Annotated in this window: 10 protein-coding genes; all 10 read right to left on the bottom strand. The window is 70.1% G+C overall.

Annotated elements, in window-relative coordinates; translation table 11 throughout:
- Nucleotides 1-128: 128 nt before the first annotated feature.
- On the bottom strand, nucleotides 129-530 hold the full coding sequence (locus tag BLQ34_RS16865; protein WP_091788154.1) for a hypothetical protein: 402 nt from the start codon (nucleotides 528-530) through the stop codon (nucleotides 129-131).
- Nucleotides 531-6,986 carry an RHS repeat-associated core domain-containing protein gene (locus BLQ34_RS16860; RefSeq protein ID WP_091788150.1) on the bottom strand — a complete coding sequence of 2,152 codons (6,456 nt, stop codon included), beginning with the start codon at nucleotides 6,984-6,986 and terminating at the stop codon, nucleotides 531-533.
- A 107-nt stretch (nucleotides 6,987-7,093) separates the two neighbouring features.
- Nucleotides 7,094-9,838 (bottom strand): LamG domain-containing protein, encoded by a 2,745-nt coding sequence (locus BLQ34_RS16855; protein WP_157693117.1) that lies wholly within the window; start codon nucleotides 9,836-9,838, stop codon nucleotides 7,094-7,096.
- Between the two features lie 328 nt (nucleotides 9,839-10,166).
- On the bottom strand, nucleotides 10,167-10,901 hold the full coding sequence (locus tag BLQ34_RS16850) for an aspartate/glutamate racemase family protein (RefSeq protein ID WP_231961332.1): 735 nt from the start codon (nucleotides 10,899-10,901) through the stop codon (nucleotides 10,167-10,169).
- Nucleotides 10,898-12,448 (bottom strand): NCS1 family nucleobase:cation symporter-1, encoded by a 1,551-nt coding sequence (locus BLQ34_RS16845; protein ID WP_091788144.1) that lies wholly within the window; start codon nucleotides 12,446-12,448, stop codon nucleotides 10,898-10,900. Before BLQ34_RS16845 ends, BLQ34_RS16850 begins: the two co-directional genes overlap by 4 nt.
- Nucleotides 12,449-12,612: 164 nt before the next feature.
- Complete coding sequence (locus tag BLQ34_RS16840; RefSeq protein ID WP_091788141.1) at nucleotides 12,613-13,299, bottom strand: GntR family transcriptional regulator; 687 nt, start codon at nucleotides 13,297-13,299, stop codon at nucleotides 12,613-12,615.
- Between the two features lie 75 nt (nucleotides 13,300-13,374).
- On the bottom strand, nucleotides 13,375-14,208 hold the full coding sequence (locus BLQ34_RS16835) for a bifunctional allantoicase/(S)-ureidoglycine aminohydrolase (RefSeq protein WP_091788138.1): 834 nt from the start codon (nucleotides 14,206-14,208) through the stop codon (nucleotides 13,375-13,377).
- A complete protein-coding gene (allB, locus tag BLQ34_RS16830) occupies nucleotides 14,205-15,581 on the bottom strand; it encodes an allantoinase AllB (protein ID WP_091788135.1) in 1,377 nt (458 codons plus the stop codon). Before allB ends, BLQ34_RS16835 begins: the two co-directional genes overlap by 4 nt.
- A gap of 16 nt (nucleotides 15,582-15,597) precedes the next feature.
- The gene (locus BLQ34_RS16825; RefSeq protein WP_091788132.1) at nucleotides 15,598-16,467 is read right to left on the bottom strand and encodes a fumarylacetoacetate hydrolase family protein; all 870 of its coding nucleotides are present in this window, start codon (nucleotides 16,465-16,467) and stop codon (nucleotides 15,598-15,600) included.
- Complete coding sequence (locus tag BLQ34_RS16820; protein WP_091788128.1) at nucleotides 16,464-17,594, bottom strand: glycerate kinase; 1,131 nt, start codon at nucleotides 17,592-17,594, stop codon at nucleotides 16,464-16,466. Before BLQ34_RS16820 ends, BLQ34_RS16825 begins: the two co-directional genes overlap by 4 nt.
- Between the last annotated feature and the right edge of the window lie 6 nt (nucleotides 17,595-17,600).

Genomic DNA, 17,600 nt, shown 5'->3' with positions numbered 1-17,600 from the left:
CCGCCGGTTATCCATGCCGAACGACGGCCCTGTCGTTGGTTCCTGAGCACGATACTCTTCAACAAACTGTTGAATCAAGGGTTTGGAGCGCCCGTTTCACGCAGTGGATGGCAGCACTGGTCAGGGGCTCAGTCCGGTTCCAGGGTGAGGTCAGGGGCGAACGGCGTACCCGCTGTCAGGAACTCGATCGCACCAGCCCTTCCGACCTCGCGCTCCACGAAGTACTCGATCGGTATCTCGGTGTAGCTGCCCAGGTAGTCGATCACCAGGGATTCACCTGCCCTGTGGCTCGCACTGCCCACGGAGTGCGACGACGTACCCAAGGCGTCCGTGAACATCAGCACGCTCAGAGCACCAGCTTGGCCGATGACGAGGGTAGCCCCGCTCGGGTGGCTGAGCTCGACGGCTGGTGTGCCTCGCTGTCCGCCCAACTCGGTCACCAAGCCGAGAAGACTGTCGACTGCCGAGACGTCCGCGAGCTCCACCTCCTGCACCGAGTCGGTGTCCGGGTCCAGGTAGCGGGCGATCAACTATCCAACTCCTCTGATGGTCAGGGTCTCGGCGATGGCTCCAGCCGAGCCATCAGGTACGACGTTGATCGTCAACGTCGCACCGTTCGGCACCATGCGCGGCAACAGGTTTCCACAACCGTTGACGCTGCCGCACGGGGAGCGGTTGATCCAGAGCGTAGCCTCGGTCAGCCGTTCGTTGCGCATGATGGATGCGGCATGCGCCTCAACGTGCGACTTGGTCACGATGTTCATCCCCGGCGTCCCCTTGGGCATGGCCGCAGCTGGCGGGTGCCATCCACTGATCAACGCTTCCTCGGTGCCACTGGCGCGGACAAGGGTTCCCGAGGTCTTGCCGCCCGCGTACGCGGGAACCTGCTTGGCCAACGTCTCCGCAGCGGCGACGCTCTCCCGCTTGATCAGGGTCTGGGCGGCGGACTTGGCTGCGGCCTTCGCGACAACCTTGGCCGTGATCTTCGCAGCCGTGGAGACGGCTGCGCCCGGGCCGGGGACAGGGATCCCGATGACGACGCCGACCTGGTGGGTACCGGAGTTGGTGTCGATCCCGGCTCTGGTCTCGACCCCGTCGGCCCAGTGGCTGTACGACGACATGGCGTAGTCGCCGTACGCGTTGCGGTTCGTGCCCAGGAAGACCACCGTGTCCGCTGCCCCACGGATCATGCCCGCGCCGAGGTTGGCCTTGGCCTGCTGACTGTTCGGCCCGGCCAGCTCGATCCCTGCTCGCGCGAGGGTCTTGGCCACGGTCTTGACGCAGCCACAGAAGTGGGCGGCAGCCAGTCCCGGGGAGACGACCACGCTGGCGGCCTTGAGGAAGCCGCCGAAGCCACCACCACCCTTGCTCTTGGGTGCCGGCGGCTTGGGGGCCGGCGGCGGCTTGGGAGCTGCGTAGCAGCATCCTCCGCCACCGCCACCGCCCTGCACGGACATCAGGCCGGTGGGGTCGCTGTTGGTGACCGGGTTGTTGTTGCCGTACCCGTAGGCGTTCATCTGCAGCGGGTCGCCGGGGTCCACCAGCGGGTCGACGCTGATGAACTTGCCCAGGTCGGCGTCGTACTCGCGCGCGCCGAGGTGGGTGAGACCCGTCGCGCCGTCGACGGTGCCGCCGACGAATCCACGCTGGCCCGGCCAGACCGGTGGCGAGCCACGCGTCTCGCCGTACGGCGACAGGCGGCGCGTCGTCAGTGCCCCGGTGGTGTTGGCCACCGACTGCTCCGCCGTGCCGTGTGGGTCGGACGCGAGGGTCGAGACGTCAGCCGAGTTCGCGCCGGTGCGCACCGCCACGGTTGCACCGTTGAAGCTGTAGTAGCGCGTCGCAGTGACCACGGCGGTCGCAGCCGTGTAGGTGACCTCCGTGCCGTTGACGTACAGCGTCGTCTTCCCCGGCTCACGCCGGACCAGCCGGTTGCCCTCCGCGTCGTAGACGTGCTCGGCCAGCACGGTCGAGCCCGACGTGACCTTGGACAGGTGGCCCTCCGCGTCCCAGCTCAGCGACTGCGAGGTCGCACCGACGGTGCGGGTCGAGGTGTTGCCGGCCAGGTCCGGGGCGAACGTGCGGACCGCCGTGGTCGCGCCGTTGACCGTCGTGGTCGCCTTGGTTGCGAAGTGCGGCTGCGGCGAGTCCGCGGCCGGGTAGTCGTAGCTCGTCACCTGGTCGGAGACACCCGGGGCGCGCGAGGTCTCGGTCTTGCGGTTGCCGACCTCGTCGAACGTCCAGGTGCTCCAGTAGGGCGCCGGGCCACCCAGGGCGCTGGTCGACCGAGCGGCCGTGCAGTCACCGTTGCCCGGTGTCCACGCGTCGGTCAGCTGCTGCTGGTAGTCGTAGCCGTAGCACTGGGTGTCGGTGGTACCGGAGGAAGGTACGGCCGCGGACTTCGTGATGTTGCCGGCCTGGTCGTAGGTGCGGCTCGTGACGACGTCCGGCGTCGGCACGATCTCGCGGTCGAGCTGGCTGGTCGCGAGCCGCCGGGTGCCTTCCTCGTAGGTGAACGTCTGCCAGACGGCCTTGCCCGTCGTGTTGCCCATCGCGTACTGCAGGGGTTCGCCGTACGGGCTGTAGACGGTGTCACCGACGTAGGAACCGGAGCCGGTCATGGCGTCCGACTGACCGATCCCGTTGTAGAAGTAGGTCATCACCTCGGCGGGGAGCGGGCCCGCAGCACCCATCACCGCGGTGGCGAGCGAACCGTCGACCTTGTAGGCGAACCGCGCCGTGTAGGTCTTGGCAAGCGGCGCCTCGACCAGGTTGGCCACCGCGGGGATGATCGTGTCGACGCCGGTGGGCCGGTTCGCGGCGTCGTATCCGCTCACCGTCGTGACGAACTGGGCCGATCCCACGTAACGCGTGGCACTGATCGGCAGGCCCTTCGCCAGCGTGCCGTTCGGGAAGCGGTCCCACTCCCAGGTGGCCCGCGGGGTCACGCCGTCGGCCTCGAGGATCGCCTTCTTGCGGTCCAGGGCGTCGTAGCTGTACTTGAGCACGCGCCCCAGGGCGTCCTTGGTCTGGACCAGGTTCCCGACCTCGTCGTAGGTCGAGTCGGTGACCCCCTTGTCCGGGTCGCTCGACCGGATCTGCCGTCCCTGCAGGTCGTAGGTGTAGGTCCAGTCGTTGAGCAGCGGGTCGGTGACCTTGTCGAGGTTGCCGGCCGCGTCGTAGTGGTAGGTGGTCGACCGGGTCGGTCCGGTCGGCGACGCGCCAAGGTAGTCCAGTCGCTCGACGACTTGGCCCAGCGCGTTGCCGATCGTGGTCGTCGGCGTCCCACCCGCGGGGGGATCCACCGTGACCCGGTCACCGCCATACGTCGTCGTCGTGCGCCACTGCTCCACGCCGTACTTCTTGAACACCGACGCGGTGACCCGACCTGCTCCGTCCCGGATCGACTGCGTGAGGCTCGGCACGGACGAGTCGGCCGCCGTCACGATGGTGGTGGCGGGCGCACTCTGGTTGTTGAAGAACGGGCCCCGCTCCACATCGGCGACGCCGCGCGAGTCGTACATCGTGTCGCTGACGGTGCGGCCGCCGCCGTCGACGGCGTCCTGCCGCTGACGCGGTCGCAGCAGGCCGTCGGTCAGGGACACCGAGGCCACGTAGCCGCCCGACGGCGTCAACGTCTCAGTCGTGACCGCGTTGGGTCCGGTCGGGCGCAACGTGTAGGTGAACCGGGTCGTGGGCGTCTGGGTCGCCTTGTCACGACCTGGAGCCCACACCGACACCAGCCGACCGAGGCCGTCGTAGGCAGCGTCGCTGAACTTGCCACTCGCGTCCGTCACCCGGGTGGGAAGACCCCACCGGGCGTCGACGGCGGTGACGGCTGTGTGCGCCGTGAGGACTCCGGCGCCGTCCGGGTCCGGAGTCGTGACGGACACGGACCTGACCGGGCCGCCGGTCGCGGGCGTGTAGGCCGTCGTGGTCGCGCGGTTCTTGGCGTCGTACGCCTTGGTGATCCGGCCGTGGATGTCGACCTCGGAGGTGCTGGTCGTCCGCCAGGCTCGACCGGAGGTCGTGTCGACCAGCTCGTCCGTCCGCGTCGAGTTCCCCTTGGTGGGCGGCGTCGTGAGCGAGGTCGAGAGGTCGTAGTAGTTCCTGCTGTCCGAGATGGTGTTGGCGGTCGTCGGCGTGACGGCACAGTCTCCGTCGGTCGTCGTGGATTGAGAGATGGTCGACATCAACCACGCTGAGGTGTTGCGGTTGTATGTGACCCGCGAGCACTCCTCGTCACCGTTCACCGCCAGGTCGCCGAGCTCCTCGACCCGGGTCGTGTAGCCGTAGGCGTCGTAGACGGTGTTGGTCTGGGTCTTGCGCTGACCACCAGCGGCCAGGGTCGCCCGCAACCGCGTCGAGGTCGTGCCCGTCAGCAGCGACGTCAGGGTGCCGTCGTCCGCCGAGGTCGCGGTCGGGATCCAGGCGTCGTAGATGGCACCCTCGACCTCGGCACCGCCCGGACCATTGAGGACGCGGTGCTCCCGGAGCATCCCGGCAGCGCGCCAGTGGTCGGTCACCGACCCGCCCAGGCTGTCGGTGACGGAAACGCTCTTGGTCCCGCCTGTCGGCGTCGCGCGGTCGCCGTTCATGCCGCGGTAGAACGTGTCCTCGCTCTGGGTCTGGATGGTGCCGGCCCGGCCGACCGTGGTCGTCACCTTGCCGTACCCGCGCCACTGGCCCCAGGTCCGGTACTTGGCCGGAGTCAGGACGGAGTCGTCGTAGCGCCACGCCGGCGACCCGCCATACGTGTAGCTCGTGACGACCGCCTCGGTGCTCGCACCAGAGCGGTCGGTCTCGAGGACCCCGGTGACGAGGTACTTGTGGAACCAGTGCTTCTCCGGGGTGCTGTTGCCAGGTGGCGTGTAGTAGGCCGGGAAGCAGCGTCGGGTGTTCGTCTCGGGCGTCGGGAGCGAGGTGGGCGTGCAGTCGGGGGCGGAGTAGGTCCAGCTGAGCCGCCCGCCGGCCTCGGAGTCGATGGCGTACACCCGCCACTTGCGCAGCGGCGGCGCGTTGTCGACGCCGTCGACACGGTTGTCCATCACCTGTCCGTAGAAGGTGACCGGTGACAGCGGGACCGCCGTGCCGGCCTGACCGGTGTGCTGGATGGTCTTGAGCCACAAGGCCGCCGTCGTCCCGTCGCCGGGGTCGGGGAAGGAGTGCGTGAAGGCCCACGACTCGACCGCGTCGTAGCCGGTGTTCGCCACGTTGCGGACCTGGGTGGCGATCTTGGTCAGGCGCTTGCGGCTGAAGAAGGTCGGGCTGACCTGGGTGGTGCTCGAGCAGGTGGCCGTGCAGATCTGGTCGAACGGCACGTCGGGCCAGTGGTAGGCGTTGGCCGACGTCATGGTGGCCGTGTCGCAGCTGGCCAGCGCGGTGTCGTTGAAGCACCGCTCGTTGACCGTGAAGACGACCTGCGCTGAGGCGGGGGTGGTGTGCTCGGCGCCGTTGCGCTGGCCGTAGTCGATCCGCTTCAGGTAGCCACCCGCGGTGTAGGCGGTGGCGGTGTTGAGGTTGCGCTGGTAACGGTTGCCCTCGGCCGCGTAGTAGTAGGTGAGCGAGTCGCCGTCCGTCGTGACGACGTGGTCGAGGTTCCACCGCCAGGCCCGGTTCTTCTGCGACGTCGCGAAAGAGCCTGCTACGTAGTCTGGCTCGCCCGAGTGATTGCCGAAGACGGGCACCGTCCAGGCCGAGTTGGTCGCCTCGGTCGCCGCGGACGACGCCTTGCCGTAGCCGAAGAAGTACTGCGTGCCGTCGCCCGTGGTGACCTTCCAGTACTCCTTGGCGGCGTCGTCGTTGAGGCCGTTCGCCAGCTTCTCGACCCGTGTCCCGTCGTCGTCACGCAGGCGCCACTGGGTCGTGTTCCCCACCCGGACGAGGTCACCGTTGCGGCCCCCGAACGAGATCGTCGCGTTGTCCCACTTCTCGTTGTTCGTCTTGCCGGCGTCCGTCTTCCAGCACAGGTCGCCGGTCTTGACCGTGTTGTTCGCGCCACTGCCCATGTCGTCGGCACAGTTCGCGTAACGGCGCTCGATGTAGCCCGGCGAGAGCTCGAACCCCTCACCGATCCACGAGGGCTGGTTGTTCGACGAGGTCTGCCGGCCGTCGACCGAGGCGGCCGAGTATCCGATCGAGAGCTCGGGTGCGAGCTCCGAGGCAGCGGGCGGCACCCGCATCGGGTAGCTCCAGCTGAGGTCGCCGCTGGAGTTGCCACCCGACCACGAGCCCGACGCCGCCAGGTTGGTGGCCGAGAAGTCGCCACCGGTGCCCGACGGTCCCGCGGCCGCCGCGAGCGACGCGGTCGCGGCACCGGTCGCAGAGCTCGTCCGGTCGAGGGCGACCAGAGCCGTGAGGGTCGACGCCTCGGGGTCGTTGACGGTGGGGATCGCGGTGCCGGCGCACGAGGTGGTGGAGGCGCCAGCCGCGCAACCACTGCGGTCCAGGAGGCGGAGTCGGCTGGCCCAGTCGCCGCCATACGACTTGGCATAGCCGGCGTAGTCCACGGTGACGCGGACCGCCCCCGGGGCGTCAGCCGTCAGCCCCACCACCGGCACGGCGGTGCTGCCGCTCTTGTCGACCGTGGTCCGCACGGCCACGCTCGCCGGCGCCCCACGCTTGGCGAGGCTCTTCGAGCGCGCGCTACCGGCCAGGGCGGCCGGGGCGGACGCTGGCGCGGCCACCAGCACGCCGGTCTCGCCGGCCCGCTTCAGGGACCGGTCGCCGGACGCCAGCTCGACCACACTCTCGCGCGCCTGCGGCCAGGCCCGTCGATCCATCCCGGGTGCACTGACCGGTGGGAGCTTGCGCTGGTCGGCGGTGGTACCGCCGACCGCCACCGGTGCAGTGACCTGCGTCTTCGGTCGGCGCTTCTCGGTCGGCGTCCCCGCCGATGCTGCCGGGGTCGCCACGAGCAACGACGCCACCAGCGAGGCGGTCACCCCCAGCCCCAGGACCGTTCCGCCAGTGGAGATCGTGCGCATCCCGACCACGCCTTCCGGTGGTTCCCCCGCCCGGCGCCGGTATGGCGTCAGGCCCCTCTGTGTTCACCGTCCGGTCAGCGACCGGACGGGCCCAGCTGCCGCCGGCCCTAGGGCCGGGACTCGGCGAAGATCGTGCGCACCTGTGACTCGTCGAGGACGCCGTTGTAGACCCGCACCTCGTCGACCGCACCGGGCCACAGGTCGGACGGTGCTCCGCTGGAGAGGCTGCGACCCACCGTCAGCGCTCCCGTGGCCGCGAACGGCGGCGCCGTCACCGTCGTCTCCCCGACCTTCGCGCCGTCGACGTAGAGGCGGGCCTTCTTCTCGGCCGCGCTGTAGATCCCGACGAGGTGCACCCACTGGCCGGTCGGCATGGGTTCCGTGCCGAGGGTCGACTGCAGGGCCACCAGTGAGTCCGCGGACCGCAGGATCAGCGAGGGCTTCCCGGCCTGCACACCGAGGTAGAACGCGGCATACGTCGATCCGACCTGCGACACGGCGGTGGGGTAGTTGTTGCTCGTCGGGTTCATCCGCACCCAGGCCGCCGCAGAGAAGCTGCCACTCGTGCCGACCGGTCCGGCCACCGTGGTGGCGGCGTGCTGCGAGGTGCCGTTCACCGACAGCGCCTTGTCGGTCGGGTCGGTGGCGAACTCGGCCCAGCGTCCGTCGACGAAGGCCGGCGCCCCTGTGAACGCGAGGGTGCGAGCGCCCCCGGACCCGTCGGTGCCGTTGCCGTCCAACCGCCACCAGCCGACCGGCGCGCTGCCATCCACGCGGAAGTCGAACCGCTGCACCGGCCCCAGGTTGCCCGCGGCGTCGCGGGTCCTGACGGTCAGCCAGCTCGGGCCGAACTTCGGCATCGAGGCGACGGTCACGGTCTGGTCGACGGTCGGGGCGCTGGTCGCCACGCAGGTGGCGGTGGTGTCGGTGTTGAGGCCGTAGCAGTACGACGTGACGTCGGTGTCCGGGGTGCGGAACAGGAACGAGCCTGACTGACCCACCGTGTAGCCGGCCTGACCCGCAGTGACGGTGGGCGCGGTCGCCGGTGGCGTCCAGTCGGCCCGGAACTGGATGTAGGGGGACCACGAGCCTGACTCGTAGCCCAGGTCGTCGAGGGCCCAGACCCGCACCGTGTAGAGCGTGCCCTGGACCAGCTTGCCCGCCGGGATCGTCCAGACGGCGTCGCTGTTGTGGTTGACGGCGGTGGACGTCCCCGAGGTGAGCAGGACCGAGCCGTTGTAGTAGATCTCGAACCGCCCGCGCAGCTGCCCACCGGCCGTGCCATCGGGGTCGGTGAGGCGAGCCCTCAGGGTGGGCGTGGAGTCCGTCGTCCAGAACCCGCTCGGGCCGCTGCCCGTCGCGTTGTCCATGGTCGGCGTCCCCGGCGCGTTGGGGTCGGCACCGTAGGTGACCGACAGCAGGGGGTAGTTGAGGGTGGCGTCGTTGTCGAACTTGCGCCATCCGTCACGGTTCGACTCGCTGCTCGACTTGAGGCCGAAGGTCAGGGTCGGGCGGCTCACGTCACCCGCGTACTTCTGCACCTCGGCCTGAGCTGCCCAGTCCACCTGGTCGTAGCCGCTGCAGTAGCTCGCGTTGCCGTGGGCCTTGGCGTTGGTCGAGATGGTGTCGGTCCACGACGGGCCGCCCCAGACGGTGCTCGAGGAGATCGCCCCGGTGATGCCGAGCGTGACGCCGGGTCCGTAGGTCGACGCGGTGCAGTCGTTGTTGGGCGTGTGGACCAGCTTGTGCGAGAAGACCGCCGTCCGCACGTGCTTGCCGTAGAGGAAGGCGGTGTCGAACGCGTAGAACACCCTCGAGGTGAAGTACGGAGACTCCCAGCCGTTGTAGCCGACCCGCGCCAGCTCGGTGGCGTGGTTCGGGAACTCCGAGCCGTTGCTCCAGACCATGGTCCAGTACTTGTTCTCCCGCTTCACCGAGAGCGCCGGGTCGATGACCACCGGGAAGACGGTGTCCGGACCCGTGAGCAGCGCGGTGTCGGGGGACACCTGCAGGTGGCCGTTCGCGACCTTCATCGCCATCGGCGCGGTCCGCGACCGAGGCGACTCGCTCGTGAGGGCGGTCTTGCCGTCGACCGGCCCGACCGCTCCGGTGCTGTCCCACATCCTCGGCTCGGCGATGCTGAACCGCGCCGCACCCTTCGCGTCGACCAGGTCGGTCTGCCGACCGGACGCCCGCGGTGACGTCGCGCTGCCGGTCAGGCCGAAGCTGAGCGCCTGGACGCGGGGGTCCTTCGCCGCCCGGGCGTCCTTGACGACGAGGTAGGTCGAGAAGCCCTCCACGCCGGTCTTGACCATGAGGTCAGCGCCGGGGAACACCTCGCGGTAGGTCGCGGTGGTGCCGGACAGCTCCGGGGTGGGCAGGGCAGAAGGCCAGGAGAAGCCGGCGTCCGACCCGGCCTGGGTCACCATCGCGAGCCGGCCGTTGCCGCCACCGGAGAACCGGATCTCCTCGGCCGCCATCACCGGACCCACCGACCCGTCGGCCTTGCGCTCCAGGGTGAGGTCGATGTCCTTCCACGTGCCGGTGCGCTTGGTCCGCACGGGGAAGGCGTTCAGCTTGGCCTCGAACTGACCTGTCGCCGGGTCGGCCAGCACCTTGCGGTGCTCGGTGGTCAGCTCGGTGACCTCCACGGGCCGGCCGCTGCGACGGGCTTCCTGCATGGCGGCCGCCTCGGGCGTGACGGCGGTGGCCGTTGCGACCGGGGCATAAGCTGCACGACCTGCGGCCAACGGCGCCGCCGCGGTCGTCCCGGCCGAGCCCAGCACCGCGGCACCACAGGCCACGATCGTGATGACGGTGAGACCGGTGCGCAGAGCGCCCGTCCTCCCCACGCCGACAGTGCATCCCACAGCGATCCCCCTCGATCCCCCAGGGCCGACCCTCTTGGGAGGGGGCGGCCCGGCCCGCGTGCGGACGGGCTGGGAGAACACTCCTGCGGCGTTGCGCGAGGACGCCAGAGTCGAGACGAAGTCTTTACGGTTGGATGACCAAGTGCCGAGCCACATTCCGTGACGAAACGGACATGAGAAGTGCCCAACCCCACGTTTGAGGGCTCATCGACGGGGGACGAAGGCCCGCTGTCAGCATCCCGAGGGACGTCAGCGACTCCAGAACCGTGGCGTCGGGGCCCGGAAACCAGGGACCGCGGCGGCCTTCGGCTCAGTTGCGCCCGAAGCTGCTGAGGGCCCCGGTGTAGGCCTTCGGCGGCGGCGGGGCGAGCTCGCCGTGCGTCGACGGCCTGAGACCGAGCCGCACGATGCCCTCGGCGAGCAGGGTCCCTGCCGCGACGCCGTCGACCACGGGCACGCCGAGCTGCTCGGTGAGGAGCTCGGGCAGACCGGCCATGCCGGCACAGCCGAGGACGATCGCGTCCGAGCCGTCGGCCGCCAGGGCGTTCTTGGCGAAGGCGAGGATCACGGCATACGTGCGGTCGCGGTCCTCCTCCAGCTCGAGGACGGGGATGTCGCACGCGTGGACGCCGGCGCACTGGCGCTCGAGACCGTAGGTGCGGGTGAGGTCCCACGCGCGGCCGACGGTGCGGCTCATCGTGGTGACGACCGAGAAGCTGCGGCCCAGCAGCGAGGCCGTCTTCATCGCCGCCTCGGCGATGCCGATCACCGGTCTGGACGCCGCCTCCCGAGCAGCGTCCAGACCGGGGTCTCCGAAGCAGGCCAGGACGAACGCGTCCGCCTGCTGGTCCTCGCGGATGATCTCGAGCAGCCCCGGCACCGCGAGCGCCTCGTCGTAGTGGCTCTCGATCGAGGCCGGTCCCATCGACGGGGTCCGGGCCGTGACGACGGTGTCCGGACCGGACACCCGGCGGGCTTCCGCCTCGATGAGGTCCGTCATCGACTCCGTGGTGTTCGGGTTGACGACGGTCAGGTGGATCGTCACTTGACGCACACCTTCTGGTCGAGCGGGCTGTCGCTGACGCCCATGCGGGGGGCGAGCAGCGCGTAGACCGCGAAGCCGACGCCGCAGCCGATGAACCAGGAGTAGTCGTCGAACCGGTTGATGCCCGGGACGAACACCGCCGCGAGGGCGAAGGCGGCTGCGATGGCGGTCGTCCAGATGGCGGCCGGGTTGTAGCCGCGCTTGTAGTGGTAGGCGCCCGACTCGTCGAGGGTGAACAGGTCGTCGACGCAGACCCGCTGCTTGTGCACGACGTAGTAGTGCGCGATCAGCACCCCGAAGAGCGGGCCGATGAAGGCGCCCAGGGTGTCGAGCGTGTAGTGGATCGTCTCGGGGCTGTTGTAGAGGTTCCACGGCGTGAGCAGGACCGAGCCGACCGCGGCGATCATGCCGCCCATCCGCCAGCTGATCTTCTGCGGGCTGACGTTGGAGAAGTCGAAGGCCGGCGAGACGAAGTTGGCGACGATGTTGATGCCGATCGTTGCCGTGGTGAAGGTGAGTGCCGCCAGCACCAGGGCGAAGGTGTTGTCGATGTGGCCGACGGTCTCCACCGGGTCGGTGATCAGCTTGCCGTAGACCGGGAGGGTGGCTGCCGCGGTGAGGACGGTCAGCAGGGAGAAGAAGACGAAGTTGACCGGCAGACCCCAGAAGTTGCCCTTCTTGACGGCCTTGAAGGTGCGGCCGTAGCGGGAGAAGTCACCGAAGTTGAGCATCGGCCCGGAGAAGTACGACACGACCAGGGCGGTGGCCGCCAGCATGGTGGTGAAGACCTTGCCACCGCTGAGCTCGTGGTCCGACAGGTTGAGGTTGACGCTCCAGCCGGCCTTGGAGAGCAGGTAGATGCAGAGCGCGATCATGACGACGTAGACGGCCGGACCGGCGAAGTCGATGAACTTGCGAATTGTGTTCATGCCGGTCCAGAACACCGCTGCCTGCGCGACCCAGAGGAGGGCGAAGGTCGCGTAGCCGAGGGTGGAGAGGCCGAGGAAGCCGTGTTGCGTCACGTCGGCGTAGGGCTGCAGACCGGGCCACATCCGCACCAGCAGGATGTCGAGCGACGCCGACGCGAGATAGGTCTGGATGCCGTACCAGGCCACCGCGATCAGGCCTCGGATGATGGCCGGGATGTTCGCGCCCAGGACCCCGAAGACGGAGCGGCAGATCACCGGGTAGGGGACTCCGGTGCGCTGGCTCGGCTTCGCGACCAGGTTGCAGAAGAAGAGCACGATCGTGATGCCGACGATGAGGCACACGAAGACCTGCCAGCTGGTGAGGCCGAGCGCGAACAGGCTGCCGGCGGTGATGTAGCCGCCGACGCTGTGCACATCGGACATCCAGAAAGCGAAGATGTTGTACCAGGACCAGGTCTGCTCCTTGAGCGGGGCGAGGTCCTCGTTGGTCAGGCGCTCGTCGTACGACGGCTTGATCAGACCCGCTCCTGCGCCGTGGTCGTGCTCCCCGTGGTGGGTCGCGAACCCGGCAGCGGCAGCTGCCTCTTCGGTCTCGAAGGGCTTTTCGGTGGTGCTCATCCGGACTCCTTTGTCCACCGCGTCACCGCGGATGCTTGAGGAGAACGCTAGGAGCGGAGTCGTTGCGGCATAAGGCTTTGAACCGTATATCTGGGTATATCCGTCCCCGGTTCGAGGTAAGAACGCCGGGGACTCCGATCGCGTCTACGTCGAATCGGGGGTCCTCAGTCGCCGATGCGCGCGATGCAGGCGGTCAGCCGGTCGTGGTGCTCATGGGCAGCCGCCTTCAGCCCCTCGGCGTCCCGGGCCACGAACGCGTCGAGCATCCGCTGGTGGTCCTCCCGCATCCCGGCGCGGTCCTGCTCGGTGGTCCGCATCATGGTCTGCACCGGCTCGGTGAGGTTCCAGGCGATGTCGAGCATGTGCAGCAACCGGGGCATCCGACAGGGCGCCAGCAGCGCCTCGTGGAACTCACGGCTGGCCCGCTGGAAGCCGGCCGCGTCGTCCGCGGCGACCGCTCGGTCCAGGGCTTCGTGGATCTGGGAGGCACGCTCGTGGTCCACCGGCCCGGACTGGCGCACCGCGGCTTCGAGGGCGGCCGCCTCCAGGGCGCCGCGCACGACGTACAGCTCGTCGAGCTCGGCCTGCGAGAGGGCGGTGACGGTGTAGCCGAGCCGTGGCTGGTGCTCCAGCAGCCCCTCGCCGAGCAGCGTCTTGAGCGCCTCCCGGACCGGGATCAGGCTCACCCCGAAGAAGGCCGCGACGTCGTCGAGCGGGATCGGGCTGCCCGGGGGCACGGCGCCCGAGGCGATCACCCGACGCAGCTCGGACAGCACCTGCGGCCCGGAGACGTAGGCGTCCTCACGGGTGAGCAGGCTGACGATGCCCGACTGCCGTCGCGGCTGCGCCATGCTCCACCTCCTCGCCTCGCGACCCTAACGCCGTGGCGTCGCCTGCGCCTGCGCTCGCGCTGCCACCCCGTCGGCCTAGACCAGCTGGCGGCTCAGCACCGCGTGCCGGTTGACGTCCTTGTAGAGCAGGTAGCGGAACCGTCCCGGCCCGCCGGCGTAGCAGGCCTGCGGGCAGAACGCGCGCAGCCACATGAAGTCGCCCTCCTGCACCTCGACCCAGTCGTCGTTGAGCAGGTACATCGCCTTGCCCTCGAGCACGTAGAGACCGTGCTCCATCACGTGGGTCTCGGGGAACGGGATCGCCCCGCCGGGCTCGAAGTTCACGATGTTGACGTGCATGTCGTGGCGGATGTCGGTCGGGTCGACGAACCGCTGCGTGGTCCAGGCCCCGTTGGTGCCCGGCATCTCCCCCGCGACCACGTCGGCCTCGTTGGTCACGAACGCCTCGGGCGCGTCGATGCCGTCGACGACCTGGTAGGCCTTGCGGATCCAGTGGAACGTCGCGGTCCCCTCGCCGCGGTTGTGCAGGGTCCACTCCTGGCCCGGCGGGATGAACGCGTAGCCGCCCTCAGCCAGCTCGTGGGTGGCGTCGCCGAGGGTGAGCGTCAGCGCACCCGCCACGACGAAGACCACGCCCTCGGCGCGCGGGTCGAGCTCGGGCCGGTCGGAGCCACCCCCCGGCGACACCTCGACGATGTACTGGGAGAACGTCTCCGAGAACCCGGACAGCGGGCGCGCGATCACCCACAGTCGCGTCTGCTCCCAGAAGGGCAGGAGGCTCGTGACGATGTCGGTCATCGTCCCTCGCGGCAGGACGGCATAGGCCTCGGTGAACACCGCGCGATCGGTGGTCAGCTGGGTCTGCGGCGGCAGGCCTCCGGCAGGGGCGTAGTAGCGCGGCCTCGTCATGACTGTCCTCTCGTCAGGAGCCGACCGCGGGGGTCGGCGTCGATGTCGACCGGTATGCCGTGCAGCCAGGTCTGGCGCACCGCCCCGGTGAGCGTGCGGCCGGCATACGCCGACACGGGGTTCTTGTGGCGCAGGGCGGCGACGTCGACGGTGAAGGACTCGTCGGGGGCGAACACGACGAGGTCGGCCGGCGAGCCGACCGCGATCCGGCCGCGATCGGTCAGCCCCACCTGGTCGGCCGGCCCCTCACCCATCCAGCGCACCACGTCGACCAGGGAGTGGCCTCGCTCGCGCGCCTCGGTCCAGATGGCGGGGAGGCCGAGCTGGAGGCCGGCGATGCCGCCCCACGCCTCGCCGAAGTCGCCGGAGTCGAACCGCTTGAGCTCCTCGGTGCACGGTGAGTGGTCCGACACGATGGTCCGGATCACGCCGTCCTCGAGACCGGCCCAGAGCCGGTCCTGGTTGTCGTGCTCGCGGATCGGCGGGCAGCACTTGAACTGCGTCGCGCCGTCGGGGATCTCCTCGGCGTCGAGGGTGAGGTAGTGCGGGCAGGTCTCGACGGACACCCGCAGCCCCTCGGCCTGGGCCGTGGCGATCAACGGGATCGCGTCGGCGTCGGACAGGTGCAGGATGTGCGCGCGCCCGCCGGTCTCGCGGGTCGCGTCGATCACCTCGGCGATGGCCCGCTCCTCCGCCTCCTTCGGACGCGAACCCAGGAACCCGGCATACCCCTGGCCGTGCGGCTGGGGGGACGACTCGATGGTCTGCTCGTCCTCGGCGTGCACGATGACCAGGGCGTCGAAGGTGGCCGTCTCGGCGAGTGCCTCGCGCAGCTCGCCGGCGGACAGGTGTGGGAACTCGTCGACCCCGGAGTGCAGCAGGAAGCACTTGAACCCGAAGACCCCGGCCTCGTGCAACGGGCGAAGGTCGGGCAGGTTGCCCGGCACCGCGCCACCCCAGAAGCCCACGTCGACGTAGGCCTGGTCGCGCGCCACGGCACGCTTCTCCTCGAGGGCCGCGACCGAGACGGTCGGGGGGATCGAGTTGAGTGGCATGTCGATGATCGTCGTGACGCCGCCGGCTGCGGCGGCACGGGTCGCGCTCGCGAAGCCCTCCCACTCGGTGCGCCCGGGCTCGTTGACGTGGACGTGGGCGTCGACCAGTCCGGGCAGCAGCACCTCGTCGTCGGACAGCTCGATGACGTCGGCCCCCGGCACCACCGTGTCGTAGGGGTCGACCGCCACGATCCGCCCATCGGCGACCGAGACTGCGACCGACTGCTCGGCACCGTCGACCACCGCACGCCTGGCCCTGATGACCACCTGTGCCGCCACGCCCGACTCCTTCCGTTGGGGCCGATCCGACCCTGCCATGACCGTAATCCCTGCCTCAGCCCGCCGCTGCCGGTGTCACCGAACGTGCCCGGTCGACGACGCGGCTGCGGTGGCTGCCGAGCACTCCCCCGTCGGCGCGCACGACGTCGCCGTGGCGCAGGTAGGGACGCGGCTCGGGCTGGCCCATGGCCACCCCGGCGGGGGTGCCCGTGATCACGAGGTCGCCAGGCTCCAAGGTCATGAGACCACTGACGTAGCACAGGATCTCGGCCACCGAGAAGAGCATGTCTCGCGTCGAGCCGTCCTGGCGCGGCGTGTCGTTGACCGACAACCGCAGACGGACGTCGCCGGGGTCGCCGAGCTCGTCGGGCGTGACCAGCCAGGGCCCGACGGGGCAGAACGTGTCGGCCGACTTGCCCTTGGTCCAGGTGCCACCCCGCTCGAGCTGGAGGGCTCGGTCGGACACGTCGTGCGCGAGGACGTAGCCGGCGACCGACGCCAGCGCCCGGTCGTGGTCGCGCTCGTCCTTCAGCGCGCGACCCATCACGACACCGAGCTCCACCTCGAAGTCGGTGCTGACCGACTGCGGGAGCATCCGGATGTCGTCGGTCGGCCCGCACACCGACGTCGGCGCCTTGAGGAAGACGACCGGCTCCATCGGCAGCGGCACCCTGGCCTCGGCCGCGTGGTCGCGGTAGTTGAGGCCGATCCCGACGACCTTGCCGGGACGGGCGATCGGCGCGCCGAACCGCACGTCGTCGGTAGCAGGGATGCGTTGCAGTGCAGCAGGATCCACCGAGTTGAGTCGGCCCAGGAAGTCGCCGCCGAGGTCAGCGGCCAGACCACCCAGGTCGAGCAGCGAGCCGTCGGCCGCGACCACCACGGGCCGCTCGGCCCCGGCCTGGCCGACCCGTGCGAACCTCATCGCCCACCACCGAGGTGCTCGCGCGCGATGCGCGCACCGATCCGGGCGAGCAGCGGGCCCGGTGACGTCAGAGCCTCGTGCCGGCTGCTGGCCTCGTCGACGAGCGCGTATGCCGCCTGCACGCCGGCCGTGGACAGCTCACCAGCCGTGAGCGTCACCTGGCCGGCGACGGCGACGACCGGCAGCCCCTTGGCGTGGGCCAGCGCGGCCACCGCTGCGGGAGCCTTGCCGTGCAGGGTCTGGGCGTCCAGCGAACCCTCCCCGGTCACGACCAGGTCCGCCCCCGCCAGGGCGTCGGAGAGCCCGGTCAGCTCGAAGACGAGGTCGGCGCCCGGCCGCGTCGTGGCCCCGAGGACGGCGAGCAGCCCGAAGCCGACCCCTCCCGCAGCTCCCGTGCCCGGCTCGTCCCGTCGGTCGGTGCCCGTCGCCCGCGCCACGAGGTCGGCCCAGCGGGTCAGCGCGGAGTCCAACAGCTCGACGTCCTGGGGGCCGGCGCCTTTTTGCGGGCCGTAGACCGCCGCTGCCCCACGACCGCCGGTCAGCGGGTTGTCGACGTCGCAGGCCACGACGAGCTCCGCCCCGGCCAGGCCGGGGTGCAGGCCGTCGAGGTCGAGCCGGGTGGCCTCGAGCAGCCCCTCGCCACCCGGTCGCACCGCGCTGCCGTCGGAGCGGCTCACCACAGCACCCAGCGCCTGGAGCAGACCGGCCCCACCGTCGGTGCATGCAGATCCACCGATGGCGACGACGACGCGACGGGCCCCCGCATCGAGCGCGGCAGCGATCAGCTCACCGGTCCCCCGGCTCGAAGCCGCGAGGGGCGCCGACCGGCCGCCGGGCAGCTGGGCGAGACCGGAGACCTCGGCCAGCTCGACCACCGCCTCGGTGCCACGCGCCCCGTAGGCCGAATCACACGGCATACCCGTCGGTCCGGAGGCTCGCACCGGCACCCGCTCGAAGCCGGCCGCCACCGCGGCCGCGAGGGTGCCGTCACCCCCGTCGGCGACGGGGACGACGGCCACCTCGACCTCGGGCAGCACCGAGCGCAGGCCGTCGGACAGGTGACCCGCGACCTCGGCGGCCGTCAGGGTGCCCTTGAACTTGTCGGGGGCCAGCAGGACGCGGGGCATCGTCGG

The organism is Pedococcus dokdonensis, assembly GCF_900104525.1.
In the GTDB taxonomy this organism is placed as follows: Bacteria; Actinomycetota; Actinomycetes; order Actinomycetales; family Dermatophilaceae; genus Pedococcus; species Pedococcus dokdonensis.
This window is presented reverse-complemented; position numbering and strand designations above follow the sequence as displayed.